The organism is Bradyrhizobium sp. WSM4874 (assembly GCF_055811835.1).
In genome coordinates, this window is sequence record NZ_JBVVPR010000019.1 from 15098 (window position 1) to 41355 (window position 26258).

Sequence of the window (26258 nt, forward strand, 5' to 3'; positions counted from 1 at the left end):
TCGCTCGCCGCCGCAACATGCGACGGGTGTAGCTCCTCACAAGGACTTGGCTGGATTGGCGCTTAGCGCCGGTGCAAGCCACTGCTTGATCTGCCTTGCGACCTCTGCGGTAGAAATCCCGTAGCGGTCGTGCAGTGTCGGAAGTGCGCCAGCGTGAAGAAATTCGTCCGGCAATGCGATCTGGCGGAAACGCGGATGAACGCCTGAACGCATTAGAACCGCGGCAATTGCCTCGCCAAGGCCGCCAATCGACGTGTGGTTCTCGGCAACGACGACAAGACGGCCCGATTTGCCGGCTTCACGCAAGATCGTCTCAGTGTCGAGCGGCTTGATGGTTGGAACATGCAGCACCGCAGTATCGATGCTGTCGCCCTTCAAGGTTTGCGCCGCCTCGAGCGCACGCATGGTCATGATGCCGGATGAGATGACCAGGGCGTCCTTCCCGTCACGAATCAGCTTGGCCCTGCCGAGCTCGAATTTGTAATCATATTCGTCCAGCACGAGCGGCACCTGGCCGCGCAGCAGGCGGGTGTAGACAGGCCCGTGATGGGCCGCGATGGCGGGCACCAGCTGCTCGATTTCGTGAGCATCGCAGGGATCGATGACCGTCATATTCGGCATCGCGCGAAACAGGGCGACATCTTCTGCGGCCTGATGGCTCGGGCCATAGCCCGAGGTCAGCCCCGGCAGCGCGCAGACGATCTTCACGTTGCGATCTTCCTCCGCGATCGTCTGGTGTATGAAGTCGTAAGCCCGTCGCGATGCGAACACGGCGTAAGTGGTCGCGAACGGCATGAAGCCTTCGGCGGCAAGGCCCGACGCAGCGCCGAACAGAAGCTGCTCGGCCATGCCCATCTGATAATAACGGTCCGGAAATTCCTTCGCGAAGATGTGCAGGTCGGTGTATTTGCCCAGATCGGCCGTCATGCCGACCACCTCAGGGCGGCTGCGGGCGAGCTCGACGAGCGCATGTCCAAAGGGCGCCGGTTTCGTCTTCTGTCCCTCAGAAGCGATCGATGCGATCATGGCGGAGGTGGTCAGGCGCGGCTTGCGCGGCTGCGGTGCTGATCTGATGGTCCTCATGCCTGCCTCCCAGCTTCCAGCGCGGCAAGCGCGAGCTGCCATTCGTGCTGCTCGACGCGGATGAAATGATTCTTCTCGCGCTGCTCCAGGAAAGGAACGCCCTTCCCCATCAGAGTGTCGGCGACGATCATCCTCGGCTTGGGCTCGGAATGGGACTTGGCCGCGTCGAACGCGGCAAGTACGGCATCGAGATCGTTGCCGTCGATCCGCTGCACGAACCAGCCGAAGGCCTGAAGCTTGTCGACCAGCGGCTCGAAGGCCATAACCTGCGTGGAAGGACCATCCGCCTGCTGATTGTTGACGTCGACGATGCCGATCAGATTGTCGAGCTTGTAGTGGCCTGCCGACTGGATCGCTTCCCAGACGGAGCCTTCGTCGAGTTCGCCATCGGAAAACAACGTGTATACCTGTGCCTCGGATCTCTTGCGCTTGAGTCCTAGGCTCATGCCGACGGCAATGCTCAGCCCAAGTCCGAGCGATCCGCCCGACATTTCCATTCCGGGCGTGTAGGAGGCCATGCCCGACATCGGCAGGCGGCTCTCGTCGCTGCCATAGGTTTCGAGTTCTTCCTCCGGGACAATTCCCGCCTCGATCAAAGCTGCGTAGAGTGCGATGGCATAATGTCCGTTGGAGAGCAGAAAGCGGTCCCGGCCCTCCCATGACGGGTCTTCAGGCCGGTAACGCATGGCGTGGAAATAGGCCACGGCGAGAACATCGGAGATGTCGAGCGCCTGCGCGATATAACCCTGCCCCTGGACTTCGCCCATGCGCAGCGCATTGCGGCGGATGTTGTAGGCGCGGTCCGCTAGCTTGGGCGCGTTGATAAGCGCATTGGTGGGCGTTTCCATCGATCTGGACCTTATCTCGCTGGCTCAGTGGATAAGCATGCCGCCGTTGACGTCGATCACGGCACCCGTAACGTAGGCAGATAGGTCCGAGGCCAGGAAGGTGTAGATACCGGCGACATCTTCTGCCGTGCCGAGGCGATTGAGCGGAATGCCTTCCAGAATTTTCGCTCTCATTTCATCATTCAGCTTGCCTGCCGTAATATCCGTGCCGATCAGGCCGGGCGTAACGCAGTTGACGCGAATCCCGTCAGGGCCGAACTCCCGCGCCATCGCCTTGGCGAGGCCAAGGACCCCTGCTTTCGCAGCCGAGTAGTGTGGCCCGCCGAAAATTCCACCACCGCGCTGGGCCGAGACGGACGACATGCACGCGATCGAGCCGGACTTCCGTGCGCGCATATGCGGGATCACCGCCTGGGACAGAAACAGGATACCCTTGAGATTGACGTCCTGAATTCGATCCCAATCTGCCGGCGAAATGTCCAGGAACTTGACGGCCTGGGTGATCCCGGCATTGTTGATCAGGATATCGATGCCTGCGAAGGTTTCGATCACACGGGTGACTGCCTGTTCGCAGAACGATTTGTCGGCGACGTTGCACGCCAGTCCAATGTGGGACTTTCCAAGCGATGCCGCAGCGTCCGCCGCGGCGCCGGCGTCGATATCCAGAATGGCCACCCGAGCGCCCTCGGCGGCGAACCGCCGGGCGGTTGCGAGCCCGATGCCCCGCGGCGAGGCCGCGCCCGAAATGATTGCCGTCTTACCGCTGAGCAGCATCAATTCCTCCCGCAAATTGTTCTTCCTTGCTGGATTTAGGAATGACCTGCGGAGGCCGGCCCTACAAACGCGCAGTTGTCACGGATCGATGAATCTGGTTCACTTATCGAATGCTCTCGAAGATCCCGATATCCTCAATTCGTGCCTTTGAAGCCGCAGCCCGGACCGGATCGTTTCGCGATGCGGCGAATGAGCTTCACCTGACGCCGAGCGCCGTCAGTCACGCGATTCGCAAGCTGGAGGCCACGCTTCGGACCGTTCTGTTCGAGCGCAGCGCGCGATCTGTGCGGCTCACGCCAGCCGGCGAAAATCTGATGCGTCACACCGGGGCGGCGTTCGATCAGCTCCGCCGCGGGCTTGAAGAAGTCGCCGCCCGCGGCCCACAACTGGTGCGCGTCCATTCCGCCCCAAGTTTTGCTGCGCAATGGCTGGCGCCACGGCTTGCGCAGTTTCTCGCTGCTTACCCGAAGCTCGAGGTTCGACTGGCCGCAAGCACGGATTATGCGCGCTTCAGCAACGATGATTTCGATATCGACATCGTCTACGGTCCGCCGCGCGCGGAAGGCGTCGAGATTGTTCCTCTACCAGAGGAGACGGTCACGCCGCTCTGCTCTCCCTCGCTCGCAAAATCGATAAGGAAGGCCGCTGATCTCCTCGATCAGACGCTCATCCGCTCAGACGTGAAGCAGGTGCAGTGGCATCAATGGTTCGCTGCCAACGGATTGGAAGCCCCCGCGCTCCACGGCATGAGGTTCGATCGGAGCTTTCTTGCGATTGCGACCGCTGTGGAGGGATTGGGAGTGGCGTTGGAATCAACCCTCCTGGCCGAGCTTGAACTGGCCAATGGGCGATTGGTTGCCCCATTGGCGGGACGTGCGATCGATATCAGTTACGTCGGTCACCGTCTCATCTATCCGCGCGCCAGCCGACAAAGATCGGCCGTACGAGCGTTTGCAGACTGGCTGCTGGCTCAGCTCGACGGTGAAGACGCCCGCTCCTCGCAATGAACTGCAGGTCTGGCTGGAGCTTGGTTCAGGGCAAACCTCTGCTTGGCGCCGAACAGCAACCCTCGCCGCCGGGGCGTCCGCGCCTGCGGAGAACCTCAGATCATGCATTCTTCATCGGTCTGGTAGGGAGCTATCGCTGATGCTCGCCGATCCATCTGTACAAGGCGATCATCGATGTAGCGCCTGAGCGCCGCAGCCGCCTTCAACATATAGACACGCATTGAGATCACTTCCCGCACGTCACGGCTCGCGCGCGCCCGCAAACCCTTGCAAGAGGCGCTCGCCGCCAGCAGGCGCGAGGCCGATCGAAAGCCAGCGGATTCTGCTCGCAGGAGGCGACGGCGAGCGCATCTTCTCCGCAAGCGATGCAACAGTGAAGCTCACTTTGCAGCTCGCGCGCCTCATCGAGCGGTCGGCGACCCCGGAGGCCCTGGCAGAGCTGAGGGCCAGCAGGGTGCTTGGACCTCGATCCGGGACATGCGCTCGCCGAATTGATGCAGGCTTTCCTTCCGGACGTCCGCTGCTACGCGGCCGATGGATTTCACACTCTCGACGGGCTTCGAAACTGGATAGCCTCTCAACAACGAAGATGCTCAGCCCGTCGATTCAACGAGGCGATCTTCCACGGCCTCGGGCCGAGCTACCTACGTCGTGGGGAAATGGTCGTTGACCCGCAAGGCCATCGCTGCTCGGCGGGTCGGGATGTCGAAACCGAGCGGTAGAGAGGTATGTGACGATTTCTTTCAATGACTCACAGAGTTGGTCTATTCTGGACTTCAAAGTACGAGCGGACAGGTAGACCAGAACGGCAATGGCAAGGCGCCGAAACATCATCGCAATTCCCTCGCTGGGCTCTCTCGACAAGGCCGCAGGCCGGGTCGGACAACAACTCACGCAGGCACTTCGCGAGGCGATATCAAACGGGATGTTGAAGCCGGGCGAACGGCTGCCGTCCACCCGCGCCCTCGCGGCATCGCTCCAACTCGCGAGGGGTACGGTCATCGAGGCGTTCGGTCAGCTACATGCGGAAGGCTACCTCGAGGCGCGCGCCAGAGGCGGCACGATGGTCGCCAACGTCAACGGCGGTCGCGAACTCGTCAGCCCACCGCAGGCATTCATTGCGCCGCCGCGGATCGGCCCTGTGTTGCGGGAGAACGTCGCCCGTCTTGCAGAGGTCGCGCAAGCTCTTCGGCCGCAAGGGACGGCGCCATTTGCAATCGCTCATCCGGCAGGCGCGGTCGCCCCGGATGACAAGTGGCGCCGTCTCGGTAATCGCGTCCGAGCGCTGCGCGTGGCTGCCCCGTCGGGATACATCGACCCGAAAGGATTGCCTGATTTGCGGCTCGCGATTACTGACTACGTTCGTAAAGCCCGTGGAGTGAAATGCGAGGCCGGCCAGGTCGTGATCACGGCGGGTACGCAGCAGGGTCTTTTTCTGGCTGCAACCGTTCTTCTTGCGGACGGAGACGCAGTATGGGCGGAAGACCCCGCCTATCCCGGTATTGTCGCGGTTCTCGGAAACTTCAACGTCCAGACCTCTCGCATTCCCGTCGACGCGCAGGGCATCGACGTCCACGAAGGTCTCGTCCGATGCCCGAAGGCTCGGGTCGCGTTCGTTACGCCATCGCATCAATATCCGCTCGGCATGCCGATGAGCATGGGGAGACGCACGGCTCTGCTGTCCTGGGCCCGTCAAAACAATGCCTGGATTGTCGAGGACGATTACGACAGCGAACTTCGCTACGCGGGACATCCATTTCCGTCCCTGCAGGGACTCGATCCTACACGTGTCGTCTATCTCGGGACGATGAGCAAAGTGCTGTTTTCATCCATGCGGATCGGATACGCCATCGTTCCCCTTCCGCTGGTGGATGCGTTCGCGGGCGCCCGTGCTCTTATTGACCGCCATTCTCCGACAGCCGATCAATATGTGCTCGCGCAATATATGCGCGAGGGCTATTTCGAAGCTCACATACGGCGCATCCGGGGCGCTTACGCAGAACGGCGCGTGGCCCTGATCTCCGCCATTGAGACGGAGCTGCCGTCCTGGACAGCGCTCCAACCCAGCGACCAAGGTATGCACCTGGTGCTTTGGCTTCCTGCCGGCCTCGACGACGTCAAGCTTGCCGAGCAAGCACATAAGGCCGGGCTGGTTGTGCGACCGATCTCGCCCATGTACCAAAATGCGCCTGCTCGGTTCGGTCTAATGCTCGGCTTCGGCGGCTTTTCCGTCGCGGAATTGCAGGCGGCCGCAGTCCGCCTGAAAGGTGTCCTTGAGGCATCGGTCCGCGCGAACAGAAAGGCCGAACTGTCCAAGCGCCCACGGATGGAAACTGCCAGATAATATCTGTATGGCCGCACTCAGGTCTCATTCGCAGCAATCGGCGCTCGCCGCGAACTTGAACATTGGGTTGGGTGCTTCGCAGCGCGCCGGGAAGAACGCGCACTGATCTCCAGTTTTTGAGTCCAACTACAGCTTTCGCCAGCGGCAGACGATCGTAGGGCGAATGAGATTATCCATGCTTGCGCAGGGCCGCCGATGGGTTTGGCCCCGTCATACCCGAGGATTACAAGTAGGTCGTTGCGCCACGATTTCTCCGAGCATGTCGCTCCGTCGGATATGAGTCAGGCCTGCTCCGCTTTGGCCACAGCGGCGGCCAGCATTGCATCGCCGATCACATCCTTGCCCTGGGCCTTGAGCGCGTTCCCTGCACCGAGAATGTCCCGGACCTCTTTATTCTGACTAAGCTTCGACTTGCCAACGAGTCGTGTGATCTCGATCTCGATTCCGACGATCATCTTGAGCATCATATCGATGTAGTCCTTGGGGCTGTCAGTCATCTTCCAAGGATCGGCCTGCTTCGCCTCATGGATGCGCGTCAGCCGCGCGACCATGCCACGAACGTAACGCTCATCGTCGCGGATTGTCACGCGTCCGTACACATGAGCCACCATATAGTTCCAGGACGGGACCTGCTTCTTGAACTCGACCTTGCTCGGATACCAGTTCGGCGCGATGTAGGCATCCCCGGCGCGGAATACGATCAGCACCTCGTTTCCCGTCGCGATATCCTGCCAAATGGGATTTGCGCGAGCCACATGTGAATGAAGCACGCCCTGCTGCCCTTCCTTCGCATGCAACTCGAAAGGCAGGTGATTTGCGTCGAGCCCGCTCTTCCCGTTAGTGAAGAGGATGCCGAGAGGATTTTTGTTGATGAGATCGTGAAGCGCCTCAGGGCGCGACTCGGCGAAATGTGGGGGGACGTACATGCTAGCTCCCTGGCAATTGATGAATGCCGCGCACGCTGCTCGCAGCATCAACGGGATTTCGTTCAGACCTCAGTCATCTGGAATTCACTCTTGTCTGCGCCGCAATCGGGGCAGATCCACTCGTCGGGGACGTCTTCCCAGCGAGTGCCCGGCGGAATGCCCTCGTCCGGCCATCCCTCCCGCTCGCTGTAAACAACCCCGCAGAGCGCGCACATCCAGGTCTTGTAAACCGGTGCGCCGATCGCTGTTTCAGAGTGCAGGTGAGCGCTTTCATTGCTCATCTCGGTGGCCTATGCTGTGGAGCATTCATGACACCGATGTAGGCTAGAACTGGTTCCTTCCATAGAGCCAGTCTGCGGCATTCTTGCTGTACCAGATTGACGTCCGCTGGTTCTGGTCAAGGCCGTCAACCCGGCAGTAGGAATATCTCTCAGAGAAGACGTGCATTCCTTCTTCGAGCAGCCGAAACTGGTCATCCGACTGTTGGACAACCATGACCGCGAAGCCTTGGGTCGCTCAGTCACGCGCCGCCGCTTTCGTCGGCGCAAAGGCCTGCGAGGCGTCGGCTGTGCATTCCGTCTTCCGACAAGAGCGCAAATGAGCCAGAACCGTCCAGCGGCCGGCCGGCGGCGTTACAAATGGCTTTGTAGCGAGCCAAACGGCCGCTGCAGTCCTGAGCTTTCTGCAATTGCACTCGGGCGTGAAACGGGTCTAGCCATCATGCAAGAAGATTGGCGCCGCTAACGCCAGTTGAAACGATAATGGGTTGAGCGATGTGCAACTCGCATACGTTCTTTTTGTTCCTGGTGGTGGAGTAGTCTTCAACTCTTGCGTGCCCTTGGATTTCAAGCCGATCGATTGAAGGCTACCGATCCCGTTGAAAAAGATTGACGGCGAGCAGATTGTTTCTTTTTCTGTCGTGCGTTCGGTCCCTCCACGAGCAAATCTGGAGAGACACGACGTTTCATCCCAATTGTCCGCCATCTTTGCGGTTTCAAGATCACATAGAATCGCAGTCGGCGAGGTTAGGTGAGACGAATGCCTGTGCCGCCCTGTCCTTCAAAATGATGTGCGAGAGCTCATGCATGATCGAATTGTTCTGCCGTTCCGGCGAGTGTTGGTCGTTGACGATGATGACGCGTTTGGTGCCCACGCAAATCGTGACAGCAGACCAATTGTCCGGATCGACCTTACGGAGTTGCTTCAGTGCCGCTGCTGAAAGACCTGGAACGTCTTTCGGCGTCCACACGCGAATACCAAATGTTGCAGCCAGGATACGAGGGTCGAGCGGACTAAACTGATCGAGATTCAACTCGCGGCGATAGTCGCACGTCCATTAGTTCGACATGTTGGTGTCAAGGAGCGCCAGGAGAGAGCGCACCACTACTAGTCGCCGACGTCCGATCGTTGTCGTGACGATACGCCCAGCTCCTATCAACTCGTAAAGTTTCGTGCGTCCCAAGCCGGTCACTTCGCATGCATCGTCAATCGTGCAGGTGAGCCGCTGGGCGAATGGCATCGTGCTCGGTTCTGCGGCTTTCGGAGCGGATAGGCTGACTTGTGACTGTTGTCCGCCAGTTTTCTCTCGTCGATTGTATCTCACGTGGCTCTCCTATTCGCGCAAAGCTCGACAGAAGGGTTGATTGTGCGATGAGCAACGTCAATGCGAGCATCCGAGGGCACTCGCGTACGACAGCGCACGTCAGCGGCGGTTTGAGTATTTCCGGATACAAAGGGGCGACGAGGAAATTTTTCGCGAGTGCGCCAGCCACAGCGAGGCATTGCGCCGAGGCCAGTCTGCTAAATCTCGGCAGCAAATTCCCCAAGCGTTCGCCGCTGTTCACCAGCGTCTTATTCAACCATTATTCAACGAACGTGGCTGATGGCGACCTAAGTGCCTGAGTTTGCTGGCGCTCCCTAGGGGAATCGAACCCCTGTTTCAGCCTTGAGAGGCCCAAATCGGTCCGCTCGATGATCATCCTGAAAAGAAGTACGGCGATAGAGACCTTTAGATGTCAATCCCGACTCGCTTGCACGAGCAGACATTGACCGCACCAGATTCGCGCCAGAAACGACCCAACCGAAGCGCAAAGAGCATTCGCCGCGCCGATCTAGGCCAAGGGTCCGTCCATCACTACGAACGTTTTTGGAACCAGAACGCTCTTGCCGTTGCCGTGGTAGCTACGCGGTAGCTTGCGATTGCAACCTTTTCGTCGTTGATGGCAGAAGCTATTGATTTTGTTGGTACAGTTGGGTGGGCTCGAACCACCGACCTCCTGTTCCACAGACAGGCGCTCTAACCAACTGAGCTACAACTGCATCCTTGCGAGCCGCCCGGGGGCGCCCTTGATAGGGCCGAGAACCATGGGGGGCTGGACGGGGCGGAAACTAGGTGCAACGGGCGTTTTTGGCAAGGCCGCAACACCCTAAAACGCCCCGCAAACGAGGTTATTTCCGAAGCAAAACCCGGGCTCTAGGCCCGGGTTTCTTAATTCAAACCGCCCGGCCAGATCAGGCGGCGGGGTAGAGCTTCGCGGCAGAGGCCTTGATCGGCTCGGCGGCGGCGGTGGCAGCGCGCTGGGTGATCTCGGCGAGCTCCCGGGCCTGGGCCTGGAAGGTCTCGAGCTGCGTCTTGGAATGGTTGGTCCACAGCGCGAACGCATCCTGCGGCGCCTTCACGCTGAACAGCTCCTGGGTGAAGTCGAGATGGGCCTTGGTGTTGGCCTTCGCGAACTCCATCAGCTTGGCGGTGTATTCGCTCACGCCCTTGTGGGCGGAAGAGAACACGGCCTCGACGGTGCCGTTGTGGGTCTCGGCGGCGTCCTTGAACTTGGCGTAGTTCTCGCGGGCCTGCGACACGCCCTTTTCGGCGAACGCACGCACCTGCTCGGGGACCTCGAACGGAATGATCGAGGCAGAAAACGGATCAGTCGCACCTGTCATGGTTTGTCCCTCACACTAATGAAAAAACGGAGTGAGCCTTCAGGCGCGCCCGCCGGCCAACCGGGTGACGGATGCGATGACTGGAAACACAAAACGGATGATGGCTCGCCCAGCGCGGTGACCATGGCTGCCTAAAATGTCAACATTGTGCAACGCAACGGGTTTCGAGGGTGCGTTGCAAAATTTAATCTCGGGGAGGATGAGGTTCCCGGGGTGGGGAACCGGTGGTTGAGGTGTTTTGACGCGAACCCAAAGCCGGTGCGCTCCCTCTCCCGCTTGCGGGAGAGGGTTGGGGAGAGGGTGTCTCCGCAATGGGACAGCCCCAATGAGGAAAAAGCCCTCACCCGGCGCTTCGCGCCGACCTCTCCCGCAAGCGGGCGAGGTTAGACCGAGCCCGGAGCACCACCGGTTCAAGCCAGATTATCCAGCTCACTTCTTCCCCGACGCGCGAATCCTGCGGATGCAGTGTCGGCCCGCCTTGCGGGCCTGGGGACATTAAGGTTATCGCGGCTTTAGGCCTCGGCGCATAGGCTGGGGCCGTGGACCTGTCCGCGGCTGCGGGCGATACTAACCCTTTCTTAAGGCTGTCATTCCCGGCAGCCTTGCTGACAAGCGAGACGCGAAGCCGGTCGGATGACGAGTTCGGATTTCCAGTTGCGAGGCGTGGGCGATCCCCGGCTGGCCGTGCACGCGACCTCGCCGCTGCCCGCCTGGCTCTGGTCGATCGACGGCACGCGCGTGCTCTGGGCCAATCCGGTCGGCGCCAGACTGTTTGGCGCCGCCAATGCCACGGCGCTCGCAGAGAAGACCTTCGGCCCCGCCGACAACCACCGCCGCCAGATCGTTCGCCTTGCCGGCCGGCTGCCTCCGAACGGCGCCATCCGGCTCGAACGGCTGCGCGGCTTCGGCGCGCGGCTCGGCACGCTGATGACCTGCGCCTGTGCCCGGCTCGAGTTCGCCGATGGCGGCCAATTCTTCCAAGGATCTGCGGTGCTCGTTACCGCGATGGACCCGGGCTTGCGCACCATGCCGCTGGTCGAGCGGCTGCTTCGTCTGGTCGACGGCGCCAAGACGCCGATGGCGGCATTCGCGCCCGACGGCCTGTTCGTCGGCGCCAGCGAAACCGCCCGCACCCTGCTCGGCTTCCGCGACCTGGGCGAAGCCGGCCTCGAACAGGCGCGCAGTGATGCGCTTCGCCAGGGCCGCGCCGAGACGCCGATCGGCATCGGCCAGATGGTGCTGCAGCGGGTCGGCAGCGGGGCCGACGTCGGCCTGGTCGCGCTGATCGAGCCTGCGGTGCAGCAGGCGGCGGCTGCGAGTGAGGAGGTCGAAGCCGAGGCCACTGAAGAGGTTGCGCGCGAAGACATCGCTTCGTCCGAGCCTGCGCCGTCCCCTGCCCCACCCGCCGTGCCGGAGCATGTGCAAGCAGCGCCGTCGCACGAGGCGCCATCCGAAATTGCGCTGTTCGATGCCTTTGCCGAGGACGCGCCGGAAGCCACCGGGGCGATCGCGCACGATCCGCCCGCAAGCGAGCCGGCGACAGAGATCGTCTCGATTCAGCAAGCCGTCGAGGAAGCAGCCGACGCCGCGCCAGAAACTCCGGTTGAAAACTCGCCGGAAGCCATGGTGTCGCCGCAGGACGCGCCGACCGTGACCGGCATGGTCGAGCCGCCGTCGGGCCACGAAGAGCCGCCCGCACCGCGTCAGCATCCGCTGCGCTTCCTCTGGAAGGTGGATGCAGAAGGCCGCTTTGTGCTTCTCTCCGACGAATTCATCCACCTGATCGGTCCGCGCACGGCGGCCGGCTTCGACCGCCCCTGGCGCGAGATCGCCGACGCATTCGCGCTCGATCCTGAAAGCCGCGTGGCGCAGGCGCTGGCGAGCAAGGACACCTGGGCCGGGATCACCGTGAACTGGCCGGCCGATGGCGGCGAGCACCTGCCGGTCGAGCTTGCCGGGCTGCCGGTCTATGACGGCGAACGCAATTTTGCGGGCTTCAGGGGTTTTGGCGTCTGCCGCGATCTCGACGGCCTCAACCGGCTCGATGCGCTCAGGCGCTTTGAGCTGCTGGCTGAACCGGCGGCGCCGCAAAGCCTGTCCGTGGATGTGGTCGAGCCGGAGCCCGAACCAGCGCCCGAGCCAGAGGCGCCGCCGCCTCCGCCGATCGAGCCGCCCGCACCTGAGCCTGAGCCTGAAGCTGAACTGCCCGAACCCACACCCGACGCGAATTCACATCCAACCGATCCGGAAACGCCAGTGGAAACGCCTCCCAATGTCCTGCCGTTCCGAGCGCCCGGCGACACGCGACCGCCGACGCTGACGCCGGTCGAGAACAGCGCGTTCAACGAGCTCGCGCGGCAATTGTCCGAGCGCCTCGAACGCGACAAGGAAACCATCGCGGCATCGTCCGAGCCGCCGGATGCCGAGATCACGCCCGAAGCGCCGTCGCCCGAGCCCAAGCCTGAGGCTGAACCGCCGCACGCGCCGGCCGAATGGCTGACCGCGCCCGCGCCGCCCGCGCACGGCCACAGCACGCGCGACCGCGCGCTGCTCGACCTGCTGCCGACCGGCATCCTGATCTACCGGCTCGACCGCCTGCTCTATGCCAATTCCGCGTTTCTCGCGCGCATGGGCTATGCCAGCCTGAGCGCCCTTGAGAATGCCGGCGGGCTGGATGCGCTCTATGTCGAGCCGGGCGTGTCGGCGGCCAGCAGCACGTCGCAAGCAGGCACGCCTGTCACGATCAGCGCGACGCTCGCCAATGGCGAAGCGCCGCTGCCGACCACCGAGGCGCATCTGCACGCGATCGACTGGGATGGCGAGAGTGCGCATGCGCTGATCTGCGCGCTGCCGCAGGCCGCGCCCGTTGCGGCTGCGCCCGTGATCGCGGAGACCGTCGTCGCCGAGACCATTGTCCCCGAGATCTTCCCGCCCGAGCCCGAGGTCGGCGAGGCCGACGCGGAAGATCTCGCCGCGATCCTCGACACCACGGCCGAGGGCATCGTCATGTTCGATGCCGAAGGCAACATCCACGCCTGCAACCGCAGCGCCGAGGCGCTGTTCGGCTATGACGGCGAGACGCTGATGCAGCAGAATCTGGTGACGCTGTTCGCGCCGGAGAGCCAGCATGTCGTGATCGACTATCTGGAAAACCTCAAGAGCCAGGACATCGCGAGCCTGCTCGACCACGGTCGCGAGGTGCTCGGGCGCGAGAAGAAGGGCGGCGTCATTCCGCTCGCCATGATCATGGGGCGCACCAGGCCCGACGGCCCGAACTTCTTCGCCGTGTTCCGCGACCTCTCGCAGAGCAAGCAGGGCGAGAGCGAGCTGACGCAGGCGCGACGTCTGGTCGACGGCGCGGCGAATGCCAAGGCCGACATGCTGGCGCGGATCAGCCACGAAATCCGCACGCCGCTCAACGCCATCATCGGCTTCTCGGAGGTGATGATCTCGGAGCGCTTCGGCACGCTCGGCAACGAGCGCTATGGCGAGTACATGAAGGACATCCGTGCCTCCGGCGAGCGCGTCATCGCCATCATCGACGACCTGCTCGAGCTGTCGCGGATCGAGACCGGCAAGCTCGACCTCACCTTCGCCAACCTCAACCTCAACGATCTCGTCGAGGCCTGCGTGGTGGTGATGCAGCCGCAGGCCAATCGCGAGCGCATCATCATCCGCACCTCGCTCGGCCATGCGCTGCCGCAGGTGAGCGCGGATGCACGCGCGATGCGGCAGATCACCATGAATTTGATCTCGAACTCGATCCGGCTCGCCAGCGCCGGCGGCCAGGTCATCGTCTCCACCGCGCTGACCGACCGCGGCGAGGTCGCACTTCGCATCCGCGACACCGGCCATGGCCTCACCGAGCGCGAAGTCGCCGCCGCGATGGAGCCGTTCCGGACCCCACCGCCCGGCGACGCCGAGGATAATTCGGCGCTGAGCCTGTCGCTGACCAAGGCCCTGGTCGAAGCCAACCGCGCCCGCTTCAACATCAAGAGCGCGGCGAACTCTGGCTCGCTGATCGAGGTGGTGTTCGCACCGGCGCTGGCGAAGGCGTAAGCGGCGAGCGCGATTTCCCGGAGATGGTGCACACCCGCGGCCGCGCTGCGGCCGGCCTGGTGCCGGGCGGCTTCGGCTGAGCCGCGCCCGACGAAGGCTGCCACGTCTTGCAACTTATTCCCGAACGGAACCGAAGCCCCTTGTTGCGGCTTGAAGCCTGGACCAAGCGTTTCTCCTGCTGATCAGTTCGGCACTGCAGCTCCCGCACCCCAGTGATTTCAAATGGCCGACCGAGCGAAATCCGTGGCATCGAAACAGCGTTCGCCCAAGCGGAGCGACACGGTGGGGAGCGAGGGAGGCCCGACCGCCACTGAGCGAAAGCCGCTGCCCACGGGCGCGGGCGCGCGCATGAACGCACGGGTCGTGCTTGCCCTCGCGCTGGTCGCACTTGCGTTGTGGACGGCGGCGGGATTTCTCCCCGCGTTGATCTGGGCCGCGATTCTCGCAACCAGCCTGTGGCCGCTCTACACCAAGTTTGCAGCGCGCGTGAGTTCCGGCCGCTCCAGCCTGGCCCCGCTGGTCTTCACGCTCGTCGTCGCCCTCATCCTGTTTACGCCGATGTCGCTTGCCGTCTATCAGATCGCGCAGCAAGGCGATCTGCTCGTAGGCTGGATGAAGCAGGCCGGAGAGAGCGGGATCGAAGTGCCTGATTGGCTCGCCCGCCTTCCGATCGCCGCAGAGAGCATGGAGCAGTGGTGGCGCAGCAATCTTTCCGATCCCAAAGCCGCGACCGCATGGCTGAAAAGCGTCAACGCAGACAACGCATCGGAATTGCTTCGAACCTTCGGCGGCCAGCTGCTTCACCGCCTGTTTCTTCTGTTCTTCTCGCTGGTGGCCTTGTTCGTCTTGCTGCGCAACGGCCGGTCGATCTCGGACCGCGTGCTGGAAACCTGCGATCGACTTTTCGGTGAGGCGGGAGAGGGTCTCGCCGAGCAGATGGTCGGCGCGATCCGCGGCACCGTGAACGGTACGGTGCTGGTCGCCGCGGGCGAGGGATTATTGATCGGCGTGGCCTATTTCGTCGCGGGCGTGCCGAATGCCATCGTATTCACGATTTTGACGACGGCCTTCGCCATGCTTCCCTTCGGCGCCTGGCTGGCTTTCACCGCTGCGGCGGTAGTCCTGATCTCCGGCGGAGGCAGCGGCTTCGCAGCCGCGGGCGTCTTCTTCTGGGGCGCGATCGTCATGTTGGCCGGCGATCATTTCGTCTGGCCGACCCTGGTCGGCGACTCCGCGCGGCTGCCGTTTCTGTTCGCGTTCGTCGGAATCTTTGGAGGCTTGGCTGCCTTCGGCCTTCTGGGCTTGTTCTTGGGCCCGGTGATCATGTCAGCCTTGCTGGTGGTCTGGCGCGAGTGGGTGTTCCGACCTGTCGCGCACGAGAAGAACGGCTGAGTCACCGCGGGCATATCCCCCAAGTACGCGCCAGAAAGCAAAAGGCACGGCGCCGACGACGCCGTGCCTTCCGCATTCAAGAGGCTCGATCTCAGCTGTAGATTTCGAATAGGCCCGCGCCGCCCTGGCCGCCGCCGATGCACATCGTCACGACGCCCCACTTCGCCTTGCGGCGCTTGCCTGCCTGGAGAATGTGGCCGGTGAGACGTGCGCCGGTCATGCCGAACGGGTGGCCGATCGGCGCTGGCGAAGGCGTAAGACGAGATCAGGCTGGGACTGGACTGGCGGCTGCCTTTACGTAGTGGCGCAACCCGCTCGGACATGTAGTATGGCCCTGCCGGAGGGGTACCAAATTGGACGGAATCAATCTTCACGATCCCCTCTTCGCTACCTATGTCGTTGCCGCCAGCTTGATCATCCTCAAGGCCGTGGCGATGTCGTGGCTCACCGTAGTCCGGATGGTGAGGGTCCAGGGCGGCTACCGTTCGCCGGAGGACATCAAGAAGACACCACTGAATCCCGCGCCCGATCCGGCGCAGCTTCTTCCCAACGAAGATGTGGAGCGGATCCGCCGGATCCAGATGAACGATCTCGAGAGCCTGCCGTATTTCCTGGTCGCGGGCTTTCTTTATGTTCTCACAAAGCCGTCGCTGCTTCTCGCGCAATGCCTGCTCTACGGCTACGTTGCCTCACGCCTGCTGCATTTTCTCGCCTATCTCACCGGGCAAATTCACGACATTCGCGCCATGCTGTGGACCGTCGGCTCGGTCATCCTGGTCTTCATGACCATGCGCACGCTGCTCGTTGCACTCGGCGCTTGAGGCTCAGTCGGCCACGCCGGCGATCTGCTGGGCCGAAAGGTAGCGTTCAAGCGCCTCGTGCTGCTTGAAAAAGCGCATGGCGCGCAGATCGCGGATCGTCGTTTTTTGTGCCGCATCGCGAACCCGGGTGACCTCGCGGGCTTCCTCCAGCCGGCCGACCCCGACCAGGTTTGCCGCGAGCATGCGATGCCCGGTGCCGTTGCTCGGATTGTGCCGAACCGACTTGCGCGCCCAGGCAACGCCCTCCTCGTACTGCCCGAGGGCAAAGTAGGACGCGGTCAATCCCGTCATCCACATATGGAGCATGCTGTCCTCGGGGCTGAGGACGAGAGACCGATGCAGGCATGCGAGTGCGTTGGCATAATCGCCTCCCATGCTGTCGATCATTCCGAGTACACCCCATGCGAAAGCCGAACTCGGATTGAGCCTTGCGGCTTCGCTGGCGTGAATGCGCCCCTGATCGTTGTCGCCGGCGGGCCCAAACAGCGTGAAGCCGTAGACAGCGTGGGCGAAAGCGTCCCCACTATCCTGCTCGACGGCGCGGCGCGCCAGACCGACCGCCTCGGACGCGGCATCCGCAGACATGTTGGCGCCGAGCGGCGGAGCCATCACGAGTCCCCAAGCCAGCGCCGCCAGCGTCGCCGTTCGCTCCTGATCGAGGCTCAGAGACCGCCGAAGCAGATCGATGGCCTTGACGATACCTTCGCGGGTGCCGCCCCATAAATGGTGAAGGCCGCGCAAATACAGATCATAGGCCGAAAGATCAGTTGGCGGCTTGCGGCGTGCGCGTTCGATCTCGGCGCTACGAACGGCGGGATCGACGACTGCGGCAACACTGCTGCTGACGTCGTCCTGCAGGTCGAAGATGTCGACCAGGGGGCGGTCGTAGCGATTGGACCAGACCTGGGCCTCGCTTCCGGTATGAGTGAGCTCGGCCGAGACGCGAATGCGGTTGCCCGCCTTGCGAATATGACCGCTCAGGACGTATTGCGCACCGAGTTGCTGCGCAATCTGCCGGCTGGTCATTCCCTTGTCCCGAAGGGCAAAGCTCGATCCGGCCGCGATCACCACGAGCTCGCGAAAGCGCGATAGAGCGGTGATGATGTCTGCAGTGACGCCATCGGCGAAGTAGTCCTGTTCGGTTTCACCACCCATGTTGCGGAACGGAAGCACCGCCACGGAGGGCCTGTCGTTGCCGAACACGTGCTCCGCCTGGTGCGAAAGGTCTGCCGTCGGCTCCGCTGCCGGCAGAACGATCTTCTGCTCCTGGACCTTGCGCAATCCCGCAGCCAGCGCGCTGGTCGTGGCATCGGGCGCGGTGCCGAGCTCTTGCTTCAGCAAGGCAACGACGGCCTGATAATATTTGAGTGCCTCGGCGTTGCGGCCGGCCGCGGACAACGCGCGCATGATCAGGCGGTGCGCATCCTCGCGCATGCTGTTGAGTGCATTGGCGCGCTGGCCGGCGAGCAGGGCATCGCCGGCACGTCCGTCGGACAGTTCCTGGTCGCCGAGCGCTACCATCGCGCCGACAGCCAGCTCCGATAACCGCTCGCGTTCGCCGGCCAGCCACTCGCTCCAGCCCTCAGCGTTGACCGCGATGTCATCGACGAGGCGCCCGCGATAGAGATCTGCCGCCGCGGTCAGCGCGTCACAGCTGCCCTTTCTGACAAGCCGCTCGAATTGCGGCACATCGCAGGTGATCACAACGGCATTCAACGAAATGAATTCGCCGTCACTCCTGAGAGCACTCTGACCAAGAACTTGACGTAGCTTGAACAGCGCCTGTCGCAGGTTTTGCTTCGCCTGCGCTTCGAAGTGCGATCCCCACAGCAAGGTCGAGAGTTTTTCGCGGTGCTGAGGCTGAGGTGCCGTGCAGGCCAGATAGGCCAGCAATCCCGCGAGTTTCTTGTTCGGCAAGCTGACGGCGCCGTCCGGCCCGATCAGTTCAAAACGTCCAAGAAGTGCGAGAGTAAAACTTGGGCTGGGCGCGGGTGCAGTTTCGGTCATTCCGCCTCAAAAATAAGCAGATGCGCTCACGGATATACATCCTACACGAATTGCCGCCTTAGCGAACAATATTAACGCTGCAGTGACGGCCGAGTGACGCCGGCGACGACGACAGTGGGTTCAGATCGCATCGCGACGAGATGCCGGTTGGTTGATCGACGCGGAGCAATTTCATCCGGAAGTCAGCGTGCGCGCGCATCACCTCATCATGATCGTCGTTGGCTTATTCGTGGTGCTCGCCGGATTCGACGCAGCGTTGACGACCTTTGCACACCCGGCACTCAGGGCCGCTTCGCAGTCGGCGCCGCCCGTCGCACCGCTCCTTTTCGGAGGCGACTGATCGCACGCCGGCATCACAACAGCCATCAAACAGGAGGTCGCATTGACCGACATCGCACAGCAGGGAAGACAATCGCAGAGGTTTCTCGCGTCCGACCAAGAACAGCGATTGGTTGCGATGTGGAGACTTGGAGTGGTCGCCTTCTATGGCTCGCTCATGGCGCTGGTGATTGCCTTCGCGGCAATAAGCAAGGCGCCCCGAGAGCGCCAAGCCAACCTCGCCTCCAATGATTTCGTCACCCACTACATTTCGAACCCGCCGACACCGTAGGCGATCGGGACGAGCGACAGCGAAGCATATGAGGACAATCGTGAACAATCACAACCGTGCTGCGTCTCCAATTCGGGCCAGATCTCCAGCATCGCACGACAGAAAGCGAACAGGCGGCGAGACGCGCCTGATGATCCTCGTTCTGCTGGGATTCGGCCTCGTTCACGTGATCGGCGCGATCCTCATTCAGCGCGCGTCGACCGAGCGAGGTGATCCGCCCCTGATCCTCGCTTCGCACACCGACTGACGGCCGCCACATGCAGCCGGTTCATGGGATTTGAAAACCCAGGAGGCAACATGCCAGCAATCATACGCACGATTTCCCGCACGGTCCTCTCGGTCATCGGTGCCGAATTGGCGAAGCACGCCTTCTTGTTGTGCGCAGCGTGCGTCTTTGTGTTCGTGCTCTCACGAACCTACGGCCTGGATTTGAGCGCCGGATTCTTCTGACGTTCGCAATGGTGGCCGACATGACTGAAATCTGAAGACGCATCGTCGTCGATGCGCAAGTCCTGAGGAGCTGATATGTACGTTGGCCGGATATTGTCCACGCTTGGCGGACAAGGACCCATGCTCCTGGTGATCTCGCTTTGCGCAGGGCTGGTGATCACTCCCCTCGCTCATCTCGGCTACGATCTTTTGCCTTTTTCGGCATTTCTTCTGACGCTGGGCTCGTTTCTTACGGCGGGTCTTGCCCCCTCTGAAGCCAGCATTCGTCCGCTCCTGATGGGCGTGGTGCTTGCCTGGGTTGGCCTGGTGCTGCCATTCGCTGCTGCGATTCTGCTGTCCTTTGCTCCGCTTGATCCTGCGCTGCGGGCCGGCGTTCTGCTTTCACTGCTGGCGCCGCCGGTCGGAAGCGCCGCTGCGATCGCCGGAATGCTCGGTTTGCGACCACGTCTCGCACTGCTCGTTTCCATCGCACTGACCTTGCTCACACCGATCTCGATTCCGAGTTTTGCCACGGTACTCGGACTTGGAATTGCATTCGACATGGGCGGGCTGGCGATCCGGCTCTTCAGCATTATCGGCGCTGCAGGCCTGGTGGCCTTCTTAGCCATGAGGTTTCGTCGTCATGTGATTCCCGTTCTGCCCGATCAAAGCGCCGCCACCGGGATCGCCGTTGTCGGGCTCATGATCGTGGGGCTTGCCACCTCGCAAGGCATACGGGCGCAATGGACCAGCAACGCCCTGCGTTTCGACGTGATGCTCGCCGCGGCGATCGTGTTCAATTTCGGTCTGTGCGTCCTCGCTGCCATGACGTTCGCGAGACTGGGGTGGCAAACCGCCGGTACCATCGGTCTCGTGAGCGGAAACCGCAACGTCACGCTCGTGTGGGCAGCGGCGAGCTTCGGTCTGCCGTCGCTGGCGGAAGGTTATGTCGCTGCGTGCGTCATCCCGGTCCTCGCCCTTCCCCTCATCATCAAGCTTTGTCTTAGACTACCTTCCTTCAGCCGCTTCATCCCACAAAACCGGTGATCCAAAGAGTGCACGCCTGACCTGGTACTCAAACAAAGGGCACGGCGCTTGCGGCGCCGTGCCCTTCGCAGTCCTGCAGTCTGTCTCAGCTATAAATCTCGAACAGTCCCGCGCCGCCCTGGCCGCCGCCAATGCACATCGTCACGACGCCCCACTTCGCCTTGCGGCGCTTGCCTTCCTGGAGGATGTGGCCGGTGAGCCGCGCGCCGGTCATGCCGAAGGGATGGCCGATCGCGATCGAGCCGCCGTTGACGTTGTACTTGTCGGGATCGATGCCGAGCTTGTCGCGCGAATAGAGACACTGGCTGGCGAAGGCTTCGTTGAGCTCCCAGAGATCGATGTCGTCGATCTTCAGGCCATGGCGCTTCAACAGCTTCGGCACGGCAAAGATCGGGCCGATGCCCATCTCGTCCGGTTCGCAACCCGCGGCCGCCCAGGCGACGAAGCGGCCCATGGGATTGAGGCCGCGCTTCTCCGCGTCCTTGGCTTCCATCAGCACCACGGCCGCAGCACCGTCCGACAGCTGGCTGGCGTTGCCGGCCGTGACGAACTTGCCGGGACCCCTGACGGGCTCGAGCTTGGCGAGACCTTCCAGCGTGGTCTCGGGCCGGTTGCACTCGTCGCGGTCGACGACGTAGTCGACGATCGACTCGGCCTTGGTCGCCTTGTCGACCACTTTCATCTTGGTCTTCATCGGGACGATCTCGTCCTTGAACTTGCCCGCCTGCTGCGCGGCGGCCATGCGTCGCTGCGACTCCAGCGAATACTCGTCCTGATATTCACGGCTGAGATTGTAGCGCTCGGCGACGATGTCGGCGGTGTCGATCATCGCCATGAAGATCGCCGGTGCCGTCTTGAGCAGCTCGGGATCGATCGATTCCTTCGGCGTCCCGCCGCCCGGCATCGAGATGCTCTCGACGCCGCCTGCGACGATGCAGTCGGAACCGTCCGAGCGGATCGAGTTGGCGGCCATCGCAATGGTCTGGAGACCGGACGAGCAGAACCGGTTCACCGAGACGCCTCCGGTCGATTTCGGCATTCCCGCCAGCAGCGCGGCCTGGCGGCCGATGTTCGGCGCGCCATGGGCGCAATTGCCGAGATAGCAATCCTCGACATAGTCCTTCTCGACACCGGCGCGGTCGACCGCGTGATGGATGGCGTGGGCCGCGAGCGACATCGGCGGGGTGATGTTGAACCCGCCGCGGCCGGATTTCGCGAGGCCCGTGCGTGCATAGGAAACGATGACGGCTTCACGCATTGTTTTCTCCCTTTTCGAACGATTTTGACCGGTGCGTCGGTCGAGGTCTTCTCGGCGCCATTGGTACACAAAGTGCAGCGGTCGCGGGAGAAATAAAAACGCCGCCCTCGCGAGAGGGCGGCGTTGTTCCGCGGGTCGGAATATCAATGTGAGCATCACTCTATCCACTCGTCATGCCCGGGCTTGTCCCGGGCATCCACGTTCTCTCTCCGACCGGGCAAGACGTGGATGGCCGGGTCAAGCCCGGCCATGACGACGGAGAAAGCTCGACTAGAACGTCAGCGCCTTGACCTGCTTGACCTGCGGCAGGGCCTGCACCTTGGCGAGCAGGTCGGCCGGCACCGCGCCGTCGACCTCGATCAGCGCGATCGCGTCGGAGCCCGGCGCGACGCGGCCGAGATGGAAGGTCGCGATGTTGATCTTGGCATCGCCGAGCAGGCTCGCGAACTTGCCGATGAAGCCCGGCTTGTCCTCGTTGGTGACGTAGATCATCGACTTGCCGAATTCGGCGTCGACGCGGATGCCCTTGATGTCGACCAGGCGCGGCTTGCCGTCGGCATAGACCGTGCCCGAGACCGACCGCTCCTGCCGCTCGGTGGTGACGGTGACGGTGATCAGGCTTTCATAGTCGCTCTGGGCGGCGCGGACGATCTCGTCCACCACCATGCCGCGCTCCTTGGCGACGACCGGCGCGGAAACGACGTTGACCTCGCCCAGCATCGGCCGCAGCAGGCCGGACAGCACGGCGGAGGTGATCGCCTTGATCTTCATCTCGGCGACGTGGCCCTCATAGGTGATCTCGACCTTGAGAATGCCGCTCTCGGTCAGCTGTCCCGCGAACGAGCCGAGCTTTTCGGCGAGCGCGATGAAGGGCTTCAGCTTCGGCGCTTCTTCCGCCGTGATCGAGGGGAAGTTGACGGCATTCGAGATCGCGCCGGTGAGCAGGTAATCGGACATCTGCTCGGCGACTTGAAGCGCGACGTTCTCCTGGGCTTCGGTGGTGGACGCACCGAGATGCGGCGTGCAGATCACGTTGGGATGACCGAACAGCACGTTCGCGGTGGCGGGCTCCTCGACAAAGACGTCGAAGGCGGCGCCGGCGATGTGCTTGGAATTCAAAGCGTCGACCACGGCCTGCTCGTCGACGAGGCCGCCGCGGGCGCAGTTGATCAGGCGCACGCCCTTCTTCATCCTGGCGATCGCGGACGCGTCGATGATGTTCTTGGTCTTTTCGGTCAGCGGCGTGTGCAGGGTGATGAAGTCGGCGCGCTTGAGCAGGTCGTCGAGCTCGACCTTCTCGACGCCGATGTCCCTGGCGCGTTCCGGCGACAGGAACGGATCGAACGCGATCACCTTCATGCGCAGGCCGAGCGCACGGTCGGCGACGATCGAGCCGATGTTGCCGCAGCCGACGACGCCGAGCACCTTGCCGGTGATCTCGACGCCCATGAAGCGATTCTTCTCCCATTTGCCGGCCTGGGTCGAAGCGTCCGCCTGCGGAATCTCGCGCGCCAGCGCCAGCATCAGGGTGATGGCGTGCTCGGCAGTCGTGATCGAATTGCCAAAGGGCGTGTTCATCACGATGATGCCCTTGGCCGTGGCGGCGGGAATCTCGACGTTGTCGACGCCGATGCCGGCGCGGCCGATCACCTTGAGATTGGTCGCCTTCTCGAGGATCTTCGCGGTCGCCTTGGTCGCCGAGCGGATCGCGAGGCCGTCGTAATTGCCGATGATCTCGGCGAGCTTGTCCTTGTCCTTGCCGAGGTTGGGCTGGAAGTCGACCTCGACGCCGCGGTCCTTGAAGATCTGCACGGCAGCGGGAGAGAGCGCGTCGGAAATGAGAACTTTGGGTTTGGTCATGGGAATGATCCCTGATGGTCGATAAATCTGAGACCGTCATCCGCGGGCTTGCCCCGCGGATCCATTCTCTTCGATGGATGGCCGGGTCAAGCCCGGCCATGACGAGATGAGATAACGCGACGAGCGAAGCTTGCTTACGCCGCCTTGGCGAGCGTGGCCTTGGTCTCGGCGAAGGCCCAGTCGATCCACTGGGTCAGCAGCGCGACATCACTGGCTTCGACGGTGGCGCCGCACCAGATGCGCAAGCCGGCGGGCGCATCGCGGTAGTAGGCGAAGTCGTAGCCCGCGCCTTCCTTCTCGACCAGCGTCACCAGCTTCTTGGAGAAGTCGGCCTGCGCGTCCTCGGAGAGCGAGGTGATCGCGGGATCGGTGAACTTCAGGCACACCGAAGTGTTGGAGCGGATCGCGGCGTCCTTGGCGAGGAAGTCGATCCAGGGCGTCTTCGCCTTCCAGTCCGCGAGCACCTTTGTGTTGGCGTCGGCGCGCGCGATCAGCGCCTTCAGGCCGCCGATTGACTTGGCCCAGTTCAGCGCGTCGAGATAATCCTCGACGCAGAGCATCGACGGCGTGTTGATGGTCTCGCCGACGAAAATGCCTTCGTTGATCTTGCCGCCCTTGGTCATGCGGAAAATCTTCGGCAGCGGCCAGGCCGGCTTGTAGGTTTCGAGCCGCTCCACCGCGCGGGGCGACAGGATCAGCATGCCGTGCGCGGCTTCGCCGCCGAGCGCCTTCTGCCAGGAGAAGGTGACGACGTCGAGCTTGGCCCAGTCGAGGGGTTGCGCGAACGCGGCCGAGGTGGCGTCGCAGATGGTCAGGCCTTCGCGGGTCGCGCTGATCCAGTCGGCGTTCGGCACGCGCACGCCCGAGGTGGTGCCGTTCCAGGTGAAGACGACGTCGGACTTCGGATCGACCTTGGAGAGGTCGGGGATCTCACCGTAAGCCGCGTTGAGCTTGGTGACGTCCTTGAGCTTCAATTCCTTGACGATGTCGCTGACCCAGCCCTCGCCGAAGGATTCCCAGGCGAGCGTGGTGACGGGCCGCGCACCCAGCATCGACCACAGCGCCATCTCGACCGCGCCGGTATCGGAGGCCGGCACGATGCCGATGCGATAATCGGCGGGCACTTCGAGCACCTCGCGCGTCAAATCGATCGCGAGCTTGAGCTTGGTCTTGCCGACCTTCGCGCGATGCGAACGGCCGAGCGCTGCGTCCTTGAGATTTTGGGCATTCCATCCGGGGCGCTTGGCGCAGGGGCCGGAGGAAAAATGCGGCACGTTCGGCCGCGAAGCGGGCTTCGCTACAGTCATCGTCTACCCTTCCAGATAGTAAGCCTCCCGTTGGGGGGAGGTGTCCCGCCGCGGCTGATACGGGAATCGGGAAGACCAGTCAAGGAAGTTCCGGGGCCTCACGCGCGAGTGATGGCGCTTCCGGTGCGATTTTAGGGGATTCGACGGCGGCGAGTGCGTTCAACAAGTCCGTGGCTTCGCTGATCAATTGCGCGGCGCGGCGACGGCTGCCGACTTTCAAAATGCATTTGTCATTGGCCTGCACGACGTAGTCGTTGCCGACCTTGATCATCGAATAGCTTGTCATCGAAATCCCCGAACCGATCGAGCCCGGTTTCGACGTCCCGTAGCACCGTTCGTTCCTTCACCAACGTGAACGCCGTAGCGGTGGTTTATCAGCTCTTAATATGAACGTACGCGCGATCCGATTTCGCTGATCGCGCAAGGCTCATAGCGTGCTGCGTCAAAAGCGGACAGTCATGCCGACGTGACTCGCCGTGAACCCAAGCCGCTTGTAGAAGCGCTGCGCATCTGTTCGCGTCTGATGCGTCAGCAGTTCGACCAGATTGCAGCCGCGCGCTTTCGCTTCCGTCACCGCCCATTGCACCAATTGCTCGCCGATGCCGCGGCTGCGGCAATCGGAAGCAACGCGGACGTCTTCGAGCAGACCGCGGAGGCCGCCTTGCGAGCTGAGACCCGGCAGGATCGCGAGTTGCAGGCAGCCGACCACCCTGCCCTCGTTCTCGGCAACCACGAGCTGGAGATTTTGATCGCGCTCGACCCGAGCGAATGCCTCGTAATAGGACGCAGGCAGCGGGTCTTCCACGCGCTCGCGTGCGCGCCCGAGATGATCGTCGGCGAGCATCGTCACGATCGCAGCAACGTCTTCGCGGCGCGCGGGACGAATGGAGACGGATTCGGCGTTCATTAAGTTACTCCTGCCTCAGCGCGCCTTAGCGCACCTTGGGAAGCCCGAGAAAGGTCTCGGCTTCGGCGATCCAGCGGCGGATGGCGGCATAACGACCGAGATCGAAGCCGCCTTCATGCGCAACGCGGGTATAGGCGAGCAGTGAGACATCGGCGAGCGAAACCGCATCGCCGGCGAGGAAACGGTTGCCGGAGAGATGCTGCTCCATGCGGTCGAGCGCCGCATAGCCGCGCTTGACCTTTTCAGGATCGAGCTCGGAGGCGTCCTTGCCGAGATAGACGAGCTGGAAGCGGCACACCGCGATGTAGGGCTCGTGGCTGTATTGTTCCCAGAACAGCCATTCGTCCATCTTGGCGGCAGTGAAGGCATCGCCCGGTATGAGCGCGCTGTCGCGCGCGAGATAGCGGATGATGGCATTCGATTGCGCCAGCGTGCGACCGTCGTCGAAAGCAACGGTGGGCACCTGGCCGGCACCGTTCATCTCGAGGAATTGCGCCGTGCGGCTCTCGCCCTTGCGGGTGTCGATCTCGATCCACTGGTAGGGCACCGCGAGCTTGTCGCAGACCCACTTCACCTTCAAACAATTGCCGGAATTGCTATCGCCGTAGATCCGCATCGCTGCCCCCCGCGTTCAGC

General features: G+C 62.6%; 24 protein-coding genes, 1 tRNA gene and 1 pseudogene. 9 read left to right on the forward strand and 17 right to left on the reverse strand.

Going from position 1 to position 26258, the window contains the following annotated elements; all coding sequences use genetic code 11:
- Positions 1-36: 36 nt before the first annotated feature.
- From AC0L3P_RS20185 to AC0L3P_RS20195, 3 genes are read right to left on the reverse strand one after another with little or no spacing between them, the layout of a single operon-like run.
- Positions 37-1083 carry a transketolase family protein gene (locus AC0L3P_RS20185; RefSeq protein WP_473304369.1) on the reverse strand — a complete coding sequence of 349 codons (1047 nt, stop codon included), beginning with the start codon at positions 1081-1083 and terminating at the stop codon, positions 37-39.
- On the reverse strand, positions 1080-1931 hold the full coding sequence (locus AC0L3P_RS20190) for a transketolase (protein ID WP_473304372.1): 852 nt from the start codon (positions 1929-1931) through the stop codon (positions 1080-1082). The genes AC0L3P_RS20185 and AC0L3P_RS20190 overlap by 4 nt, the downstream gene beginning before the upstream one ends.
- Before the next feature lie 24 nt (positions 1932-1955).
- Positions 1956-2705: an SDR family NAD(P)-dependent oxidoreductase gene (locus tag AC0L3P_RS20195; protein ID WP_473304374.1), complete on the reverse strand. Its 750-nt coding sequence runs from the start codon at positions 2703-2705 to the stop codon at positions 1956-1958.
- Between the two features lie 110 nt (positions 2706-2815).
- Between AC0L3P_RS20195 and AC0L3P_RS20200 the strand changes: the two genes are divergently transcribed.
- Together AC0L3P_RS20200 and pdxR are read left to right on the forward strand one after the other, a co-directional pair.
- Complete coding sequence (locus AC0L3P_RS20200; RefSeq protein WP_473304377.1) at positions 2816-3712, forward strand: LysR substrate-binding domain-containing protein; 897 nt, start codon at positions 2816-2818, stop codon at positions 3710-3712.
- A gap of 811 nt (positions 3713-4523) precedes the next feature.
- Complete coding sequence (gene pdxR, locus AC0L3P_RS20205; RefSeq protein WP_473304379.1) at positions 4524-6056, forward strand: MocR-like pyridoxine biosynthesis transcription factor PdxR; 1533 nt, start codon at positions 4524-4526, stop codon at positions 6054-6056.
- Between the two features lie 281 nt (positions 6057-6337).
- Here the strand turns inward: pdxR and AC0L3P_RS20210 are convergent, their stop codons facing one another.
- From AC0L3P_RS20210 to AC0L3P_RS20235, 6 genes are all read right to left on the reverse strand, one after another.
- A complete protein-coding gene (locus tag AC0L3P_RS20210) occupies positions 6338-6982 on the reverse strand; it encodes an FMN-binding negative transcriptional regulator (RefSeq protein WP_007600163.1) in 645 nt (214 codons plus the stop codon).
- Between the two features lie 62 nt (positions 6983-7044).
- Positions 7045-7263: a rubredoxin gene (locus AC0L3P_RS20215; protein WP_085357752.1), complete on the reverse strand. Its 219-nt coding sequence runs from the start codon at positions 7261-7263 to the stop codon at positions 7045-7047.
- Between the two features lie 719 nt (positions 7264-7982).
- Complete coding sequence (locus AC0L3P_RS20220) at positions 7983-8294, reverse strand: ImmA/IrrE family metallo-endopeptidase (protein ID WP_473304382.1); 312 nt, start codon at positions 8292-8294, stop codon at positions 7983-7985.
- A gap of 24 nt (positions 8295-8318) precedes the next feature.
- The gene (locus AC0L3P_RS20225; RefSeq protein WP_044590027.1) at positions 8319-8501 is read right to left on the reverse strand and encodes a helix-turn-helix domain-containing protein; all 183 of its coding nucleotides are present in this window, start codon (positions 8499-8501) and stop codon (positions 8319-8321) included.
- A 723-nt stretch (positions 8502-9224) separates the two neighbouring features.
- Positions 9225-9301 (reverse strand) — tRNA-His (locus tag AC0L3P_RS20230).
- A gap of 192 nt (positions 9302-9493) precedes the next feature.
- A complete protein-coding gene (locus AC0L3P_RS20235) occupies positions 9494-9925 on the reverse strand; it encodes a phasin (RefSeq protein ID WP_473304385.1) in 432 nt (143 codons plus the stop codon).
- 633 nt (positions 9926-10558) lie between these two features.
- Between AC0L3P_RS20235 and AC0L3P_RS20240 the strand changes: the two genes are divergently transcribed.
- Complete coding sequence (locus AC0L3P_RS20240) at positions 10559-13984, forward strand: PAS domain-containing sensor histidine kinase (RefSeq protein WP_473304388.1); 3426 nt, start codon at positions 10559-10561, stop codon at positions 13982-13984.
- A gap of 348 nt (positions 13985-14332) precedes the next feature.
- The gene (locus tag AC0L3P_RS20245; RefSeq protein WP_473304390.1) at positions 14333-15376 is read left to right on the forward strand and encodes an AI-2E family transporter; all 1044 of its coding nucleotides are present in this window, start codon (positions 14333-14335) and stop codon (positions 15374-15376) included.
- Positions 15377-15467: 91 nt separating this feature from the next.
- Here AC0L3P_RS20245 and AC0L3P_RS20250 read toward each other — a convergent pair.
- Positions 15468-15614, reverse strand: a pseudogene (locus AC0L3P_RS20250) (acetyl-CoA C-acyltransferase); the annotation flags it as partial.
- A gap of 115 nt (positions 15615-15729) precedes the next feature.
- On the opposite strand from AC0L3P_RS20250, the gene AC0L3P_RS20255 reads away from it, so the two are divergent.
- The gene (locus AC0L3P_RS20255) at positions 15730-16197 is read left to right on the forward strand and encodes an MAPEG family protein (protein ID WP_473304393.1); all 468 of its coding nucleotides are present in this window, start codon (positions 15730-15732) and stop codon (positions 16195-16197) included.
- 3 nt (positions 16198-16200) lie between these two features.
- Here AC0L3P_RS20255 and AC0L3P_RS20260 read toward each other — a convergent pair whose 3' ends face one another.
- Positions 16201-18204 carry a BTAD domain-containing putative transcriptional regulator gene (locus AC0L3P_RS20260; protein ID WP_473304395.1) on the reverse strand — a complete coding sequence of 668 codons (2004 nt, stop codon included), beginning with the start codon at positions 18202-18204 and terminating at the stop codon, positions 16201-16203.
- Positions 18205-18355: 151 nt separating this feature from the next.
- Here AC0L3P_RS20260 and AC0L3P_RS20265 point away from each other — a divergent pair, with 151 nt between their 5' ends.
- The 4 genes from AC0L3P_RS20265 to AC0L3P_RS20280 all read left to right on the forward strand — a co-directional run bounded on the left by AC0L3P_RS20265 (position 18356) and on the right by AC0L3P_RS20280 (position 20290).
- Positions 18356-18544 (forward strand): hypothetical protein, encoded by a 189-nt coding sequence (locus AC0L3P_RS20265; RefSeq protein ID WP_354061648.1) that lies wholly within the window; start codon positions 18356-18358, stop codon positions 18542-18544.
- A 42-nt stretch (positions 18545-18586) separates the two neighbouring features.
- The gene (locus AC0L3P_RS20270; protein ID WP_354208149.1) at positions 18587-18814 is read left to right on the forward strand and encodes a hypothetical protein; all 228 of its coding nucleotides are present in this window, start codon (positions 18587-18589) and stop codon (positions 18812-18814) included.
- 297 nt (positions 18815-19111) lie between these two features.
- Positions 19112-19264 (forward strand): hypothetical protein, encoded by a 153-nt coding sequence (locus AC0L3P_RS20275; protein WP_354061644.1) that lies wholly within the window; start codon positions 19112-19114, stop codon positions 19262-19264.
- A gap of 120 nt (positions 19265-19384) precedes the next feature.
- The gene (locus tag AC0L3P_RS20280) at positions 19385-20290 is read left to right on the forward strand and encodes a hypothetical protein (RefSeq protein ID WP_473304399.1); all 906 of its coding nucleotides are present in this window, start codon (positions 19385-19387) and stop codon (positions 20288-20290) included.
- A gap of 85 nt (positions 20291-20375) precedes the next feature.
- Here the strand turns inward: AC0L3P_RS20280 and AC0L3P_RS20285 are convergent, their stop codons facing one another.
- The 6 genes from AC0L3P_RS20285 to AC0L3P_RS20310 all read right to left on the reverse strand — a co-directional run bounded on the left by AC0L3P_RS20285 (position 20376) and on the right by AC0L3P_RS20310 (position 26238).
- Positions 20376-21548, reverse strand: a complete 1173-nt coding sequence (locus tag AC0L3P_RS20285) for a thiolase family protein (protein ID WP_275172497.1) — start codon at positions 21546-21548, stop codon at positions 20376-20378.
- Positions 21549-21818: 270 nt separating this feature from the next.
- Entirely contained in the window at positions 21819-23408 is a 1590-nt protein-coding gene (gene serA, locus AC0L3P_RS20290; RefSeq protein WP_473304403.1) for a phosphoglycerate dehydrogenase, read from the reverse strand.
- A gap of 134 nt (positions 23409-23542) precedes the next feature.
- Positions 23543-24715, reverse strand: coding sequence for a phosphoserine transaminase (locus AC0L3P_RS20295; RefSeq protein WP_473304405.1), 1173 nt, complete (start codon positions 24713-24715; stop codon positions 23543-23545).
- Between the two features lie 79 nt (positions 24716-24794).
- The gene (locus AC0L3P_RS20300) at positions 24795-24986 is read right to left on the reverse strand and encodes a hypothetical protein (RefSeq protein WP_231170993.1); all 192 of its coding nucleotides are present in this window, start codon (positions 24984-24986) and stop codon (positions 24795-24797) included.
- Between the two features lie 171 nt (positions 24987-25157).
- Positions 25158-25622 carry a GNAT family N-acetyltransferase gene (locus AC0L3P_RS20305; protein ID WP_473304408.1) on the reverse strand — a complete coding sequence of 155 codons (465 nt, stop codon included), beginning with the start codon at positions 25620-25622 and terminating at the stop codon, positions 25158-25160.
- 25 nt (positions 25623-25647) lie between these two features.
- Positions 25648-26238, reverse strand: coding sequence for a glutathione S-transferase family protein (locus AC0L3P_RS20310; RefSeq protein WP_473304410.1), 591 nt, complete (start codon positions 26236-26238; stop codon positions 25648-25650).
- Positions 26239-26258 lie beyond the last annotated feature (20 nt).